Source organism: Paenibacillus terrae, assembly GCF_000943545.1.
Taxonomy (GTDB): Bacteria; Bacillota; Bacilli; order Paenibacillales; family Paenibacillaceae; genus Paenibacillus; species Paenibacillus terrae_A.
Map to the genome: position 1 here is coordinate 1 of NZ_JTHP01000141.1, position 5801 is coordinate 5801.

Here is a 5801-nt window from a genome sequence, read left to right on the forward strand (position 1 = left end):
CATGTATTCACGCATGCGGTACAGGTTGAGCGCTATGCGGGCAATGATGTATGCGTCCACCACGTTGTCGCTTTTGTGGGTGTAGCCGAAATGCAATTTTGCTGCATCTGCCATTGCTTTTTTCTTCGCCTTCCCCTCCAGACGCTTCTTACTTCCTGCTTCTCCCTCCCAGCCAGTTACAGCTACATACTTTTTAACGGAATTCGGCATTACCAGATTGAAACTCAAGCCTTTCCGATGAATAATGGTCCGTAAATTTCCATGTATCATCCCGGTTGTAAGCCCTCTTTGGGTGCCAGGAACGGCATCCTCTTTGACAATTTCGTCCCTAGGCTGGAGCAGTTGGTAAAGCTGATTTTGTAGAGAGACAAGCTGAGGAACAGTTATTCCGCCCTTTATTTTAGGACCTTTTCCTTGAATGTCCGTCTGTACCAGCACGTTACCCTCAATGTCCAAAGCAACAAGCCCCGTTGTTGTCGCCGGGTCAATTCCCACAAATCTCATAGCCGGGTCAATCCCTAAAAGATTCATCTCCGCGCCGTCTCCCATCCGCGCTGCCGCCCATACTCTGTAATCTTGTACAGGTGGTCTTGGTTGGCTCGGGCAATCACATTTTGCAGGACAGCCGTTGATTCCCCGGGTGGAAGATTCTCACGCGCCTGCTGCCGGATCAGGCCAACCGTCACCTGCAGCACGTCGAACAGTTCTGATAGAGTGCGCCGCTGGTCGTAATCCTTGGACTCTACTTCCTCGATCAGCTCGTTTACTTCCTCCTGCAGCTTGACCCGCATGTCTCCCGGCTGATATCCCTGAACCGGATAGTCTAGTACGGGGATTGCAAAAACTATATATTGTTCGCTCATGCCTTGGCCTCCTGTTCAGTAAGCCAGTCGCAGTATGCTTGACATTCTTCTTCGGTTTTAAAATAAACGTTATGGTAAAGCTCTTTGATGTCCTCGAATTTCTCGCCGTTATAGATAAGTCGTGGTGCATCAGAATAACTCAATTCTTCGAGCCTCATTCCGTCCGCATCTTTATGCTCTTTGTACCATGCGATTAATTTTCCGCTTCTATTTTCAAAACTGGAGCACACATGCGCGGTTGGCTTGTATACGGTCCGTCCTACTGCACAATTGCATCTTTCCGTCACGTCATTACCTTGCGGAGACTTGAAGTTTATATATCTGTTTTCGTTACACTTATTGCATTTTTCACCTAATTTACGAGTTGATGAAGCTTTGAACAATTCAACCCGAAAGTCACTCATCAATTCAGCCAATCTTTCTTTCCTCACCTCGTATGCAAGCTCGCGTTTTCGCGTGTCGAGTTCAACGCACTTTTGATTATATTCGCGCTTGATAGAATCAAGGTTTTTCTTGACCTCCCGTAATTCAGCATTTTCCTTGCGGAGACGCGCTATTTCCTGCTTGTGATCCTCTTTCACACTGTCCATAAGTTGTTCTTTAAGCTCATTCCACTTCTGTTCAAATTCACTCGGCTCGTTATAAAATTCGTGGTCATAATCATGAATTTCGTTTGGTTCGTAAGTCATACCGTTCATCCTCTCCCTATTGAAATTAATCCAACCAGCCTGATAGATCCGGCTTAGCTTTTGGCGGCTCTGGTGGCGTTTCTGGAGCTTGTTCGGGCTCGGTAGGTGTGTTGGCCTGCGTCTGTTCAGCCTCTATTACTGGGCCTTCCTGCGCAGGCTGTGGAACCATTTCCTGATAGGTCCATTCGAGTATCTTGTATTGCCCTTTCAGACCCGGAAACTTGGCTACCAACTCCCCACGCCGATACTCTTTGACCTTCGCAGATACAAGATCATATTGCTTTCTCAAATTCGTTTTAGCAGATTCGTCAATCAAAGGATCATCCAGCATCGGAGCCTTTGAAACAAGCCACTCCAACGACCGCTGATAGCCTGCTTCATCTTCGATTTTGGACATGCTCCCTCACCTTCTTTTCAAGCTCATATTTATCATCCTTGGTCAGATTCATGAAACGGCTCGTTTTCCGGTTGAACATCATCTGTATAGTTCCGGTGCCGATCTTTCGACCTTTTGCGACAATCAGCTCCATGACCCCTTTCAGGACCGTATCCGGGTAATAGTAGTCGTCCCGGTAAAGGAAGATAATCACGTCCGCATCAAACTCAATGTTTCCGCTATCCCGTAGGTCTGACATCATCGGGCGCTTGTCCTGCCGATCCTCGCATTTCCGACCGACCGAAGAGATTACCACTACAGGAATACCCAGCACCCGAGCCAGCTTTTTAAACTGTGCTGAAACATAAGATACACGCTCAGATGTTTTAGAAAACTTCCGTTCTGATTCGATCAACTGGAGATAATCAATGTAGATTATCAGTCGCGGATTTTTCTTTTTGAGTGCCTTGGCCTGCCGCCAGATATACTCAATGGTCATGCCTGGAGTGTCGTCAATGTAGATTGGTAGAGACTCTAAAATCTCCAGCGCTTTGCTATAGCTGTCCCAGTCGTTTTCTGTTAAGCGGCCCGTCCGTATCTTCTTACTGTCAATACCACCGAGAGTGCATATATGCCTCTCTGACACGTCTTTAGATGGCATTTCGGCGGAAAATATAGCGGCAGTAGTTCCGCCCTCAGCAGCAGCCACAGAATCGTTAACAATGTAGGCTGTCTTTCCGATACTGGGCCGCGCGGCTACAATGGTTACATCTCCAGGCTGGTGACCACTCCCCATCTCGTTCAGATCATCCGAAGCTGTTTTTGTTCCTGTAATCCCTGCCCGCGAACCACGATCCATAATCTCTAAGTGATGGCCCTCAAGAACTTCCGCCATCCGAAGCATGTTGTTCTCGGCCCGCCCCTTCTGGAGCTGGTTGAGCTCGTCCATCCGTTCCTGTACTCCCAGCAGGTCGATTGTTCCCGATGCTGCAGCCTCTTCGAATGTTTTAGCTGCCTGACTTTGAACAAATGCCGCTCGAACGATATCTTGATAAAAGCCAAGGTGTTCAGGAGTTGGGACAGAGTCTCGTAATTGCGCGAGGTATGTAACCCCGCCAATTTTGTTAATGTTTTTTCCCCAATGCTTTACCATAAGCACCATGTCAAATGGGTCCGGCTCATCACCAAACTGCTCATATGCATAGCGAAGGGTTGTAAGGATCAGGCCATGCCGCTCGTCTTCCAGAAAATCGTCTGGAGTCAAATAACACTCGTCCAAAAGGTCGGGCTTGACCATGATTGAACCCAATACTGCACGTTCAGCTTCAAGACTCATGCTTCACCCTCATTCGAGCGTTCAAGCGCTCCAGTCGTTCACGAATGTGGTTAGGCATAGGCACCGCTTGCTGGTTATACTCTTCAAGGGCCAAAGCGTCAGCCTGTTCTTCTGCCCTCTGTAGCTCGTAGTATGATGGCTGCCGAGTAAGATAGTCGCCAATTATATCAACTGGCTTTGGGAAGAAGGGGCTTGTCTGCAGGTGTAGTATCACATTTTGGTGTGCTACCTCAAACGGCACATCTTTGACCAAGTTGTACCAAACATTAAAAGTTTCCTGATCCTTGACCAAGGAAGACTGAACCTTCTCCGCTATGGCTAGGAGTAACGTCAACTCTCTTTCCGTCACCGATCATCCCCCCTAACTTCTGTTCAAGGAACGAAGGCTCTTTTGAGGCTAACGACGCTCTAGAGTCTCCGTACGTCTCACCTTTCCACGTCCAGTCGTCTTGCCATACCTCGTGATTAACCGCTGTGTCTCCGCTCTTCAATGGCCTGCCAGACTTCTCGCAGTATTCCACGTAGCGAGCTGTGCCTTCATTTATTTCAGTCATGGTTAAATTACCTTTTTTTAACTCAGGCTCAACATGGATACTCCAATATGTCGAAGCTTTAGCTTTGCCTTTCTTATTCGGGTATAAAGACCAGAATTTAATGAACGATTCTGTATACTTCCGCATGGCTTGTTCCCCCTCTAAAGGTTTAAAACATTCTTCTTTGTAACCTTCTTCTTTAATACCTTTTTCTTTCATTGGTTGCTGTGCTGGTTGTTCTGCTGGTTGCTCAAAAATATTCTGCTGGTTGGCATCGCCCTCAATCCCTTGTGGGGCTTGATTTTCTGCTGGTTGATCTGGAGTTTTCTGCTGGTTGATGTGCTGGTTGATGTGCTGGTTGTTCTGCTGGTTGATTGAATCCACGTATTCGAAGGAATAAACCGTGAATTTGTTGAACTTTTGGGTCTGCTTTATGAACCCCTCACTAACCATTTTCTTGACCAGCGTTTTTAGGCGCTGCTCCGATATATCAAGCCTACGGCTCCAGCCAGGCCGACCGAAAACGAACTCTTTATGATGGACCGTTACATCTATTCCCTCAATCCTTCTCACCTCGGGCTTTTCCGAGAACCGGGCGAGAAAGTACATTTCGCAGAAAACCATCCAATAGTCCTTGTCTCGACGAATCCAATGGTTCTGCAACTCCCTTCCGACCTGGATGAAGCCGCTCATTCTACCACCTGCTTTAAATAGTCACCGCTTTGCCTGCTGCTATTTCACGTTCCCTGATAAAATCACAGATTTGTTCAACCAAGACCTCTTTATCATCATTCGCGCAAGGGGCGTGATACCACTTCTCCACAAGCGCAGTCACACTTTCCAACATGGCGGCAGCAGCATCCTTTCCGGCTACGGTGTGTCCATTGAGCAGAGCGCACAGCAGATTGTGTCCGTTGCTCCCCTCTTGAACATATGATCTTAAAACATCCATGCTCGGCCCCTTGGTCCCAGCAGCCAAATGCCCCACAATTTCGTCGTTATCGCTTCCGTTCCATCTGTACCAATCGAGTACCCTTGCTACAACCCGAGGAACCTCAACAGGGTTACGCATATCTTGTATTTCAGCCCGTAAGTATTTATTCATTTCCTCGCGTCCGTTGGCTACTGTCTCCAGCTCCCGGATACGCTGCAGCAGCTTTTCGGAATTAAGTTGCTCATCAGTGTGACGCTCAATCGTCTGGAGTAATTCGGATTTGTCTTGGACCAGCTTACGTACTGCATCCACTAATTGCCCATCATACTTGCCTACTACCGCATTGATTTGTTCCAACTCGTCCAATAGCTCTGCATTTTGTTGGCTAAGTCTGTCATACTGCTGCTGTGTAGGCCGAGGCTCGTCCGGCAGGATCACTGCCAGTTTGAATGGTACTTCCTCCCCAGCAAATGGACCTTCGATAATCTGGAAAGGAGTTTTTGTGTCTAGCAGGGTGAACTTTTCAAGAATACGTCTCGCCTGAAACTCTTCTCCTTGAGCGATAAGCTGTTTACTTTTGATTTGTAATGTCTTAAGCATCTTGATTTTCATTCTGAAACTACCTCCAAATGATAATGTGTGCCTACTATAAATCCTCGCTGCTTGAGCGCCGCCTTTACGGTCATTTCAGCCAGCGCGGGCATATTGTTTTTACTAGATAAGTGCGTAAGGTATATTCGCTCCCCACGGCCTTGTATAAGCTTCTGGAGCGCCGCTGCTGTCTGTTGGTTGCTCAGGTGTCCAAGATCCGAGAGAATACGAGATTGAATACTGATAGGGTAATCCGATACCTCTACCATGTCGGGGTCGTGGTTGGCTTCGATCAAGATATAAATACTGCCTTCCATCATGTTCAACATGTCCTGATCGTATTTTCCGGTGTCGAATAACACGCAGGCTCGTTCCCTGCTGTCGTCCTCAATGGCATAACCAACAGGCTCGTAAGCATCATGATGGGTTCGGAATGGATAGATCCAGGTTTCACCCAGCTTGATAGTTTCGTATTTTCC

General features: G+C 47.5%; 9 protein-coding genes. All 9 read right to left on the reverse strand.

The genetic code is table 11. The features are described from left to right. Positions 1-531, reverse strand: a 531-nt coding sequence (locus QD47_RS29040) for a hypothetical protein (RefSeq protein ID WP_052647025.1), incomplete at its 3' end; no start/stop codon positions are given. Beyond that, positions 528-863 carry a hypothetical protein gene (locus QD47_RS29045; RefSeq protein WP_044649392.1) on the reverse strand — a complete coding sequence of 112 codons (336 nt, stop codon included), beginning with the start codon at positions 861-863 and terminating at the stop codon, positions 528-530. The genes QD47_RS29045 and QD47_RS29040, both read right to left, overlap by 4 nt. After that, positions 860-1552 carry a hypothetical protein gene (locus QD47_RS29050; protein WP_044649393.1) on the reverse strand — a complete coding sequence of 231 codons (693 nt, stop codon included), beginning with the start codon at positions 1550-1552 and terminating at the stop codon, positions 860-862. Before QD47_RS29050 ends, QD47_RS29045 begins: the two co-directional genes overlap by 4 nt. A 25-nt stretch (positions 1553-1577) precedes the next feature. Beyond that, positions 1578-1949 (reverse strand): hypothetical protein, encoded by a 372-nt coding sequence (locus QD47_RS29055; protein ID WP_044649394.1) that lies wholly within the window; start codon positions 1947-1949, stop codon positions 1578-1580. Next, the gene (locus tag QD47_RS29060) at positions 1930-3264 is read right to left on the reverse strand and encodes a replicative DNA helicase (RefSeq protein WP_044649395.1); all 1335 of its coding nucleotides are present in this window, start codon (positions 3262-3264) and stop codon (positions 1930-1932) included. Before QD47_RS29060 ends, QD47_RS29055 begins: the two co-directional genes overlap by 20 nt. Further along, the gene (locus QD47_RS32320) at positions 3254-3478 is read right to left on the reverse strand and encodes a hypothetical protein (RefSeq protein WP_161797221.1); all 225 of its coding nucleotides are present in this window, start codon (positions 3476-3478) and stop codon (positions 3254-3256) included. Before QD47_RS32320 ends, QD47_RS29060 begins: the two co-directional genes overlap by 11 nt. Positions 3479-3530: 52 nt before the next feature. Beyond that, positions 3531-4490, reverse strand: a complete 960-nt coding sequence (locus QD47_RS29070) for a hypothetical protein (protein ID WP_044649397.1) — start codon at positions 4488-4490, stop codon at positions 3531-3533. Positions 4491-4503: 13 nt separating this feature from the next. Continuing rightward, positions 4504-5343 (reverse strand): hypothetical protein, encoded by an 840-nt coding sequence (locus tag QD47_RS29075; RefSeq protein WP_044649398.1) that lies wholly within the window; start codon positions 5341-5343, stop codon positions 4504-4506. Continuing rightward, positions 5340-5801 (reverse strand): MBL fold metallo-hydrolase (locus tag QD47_RS32325; protein WP_044649399.1); only part of this gene is annotated, 462 nt, incomplete at its 5' end. The genes QD47_RS29075 and QD47_RS32325, both read right to left, overlap by 4 nt.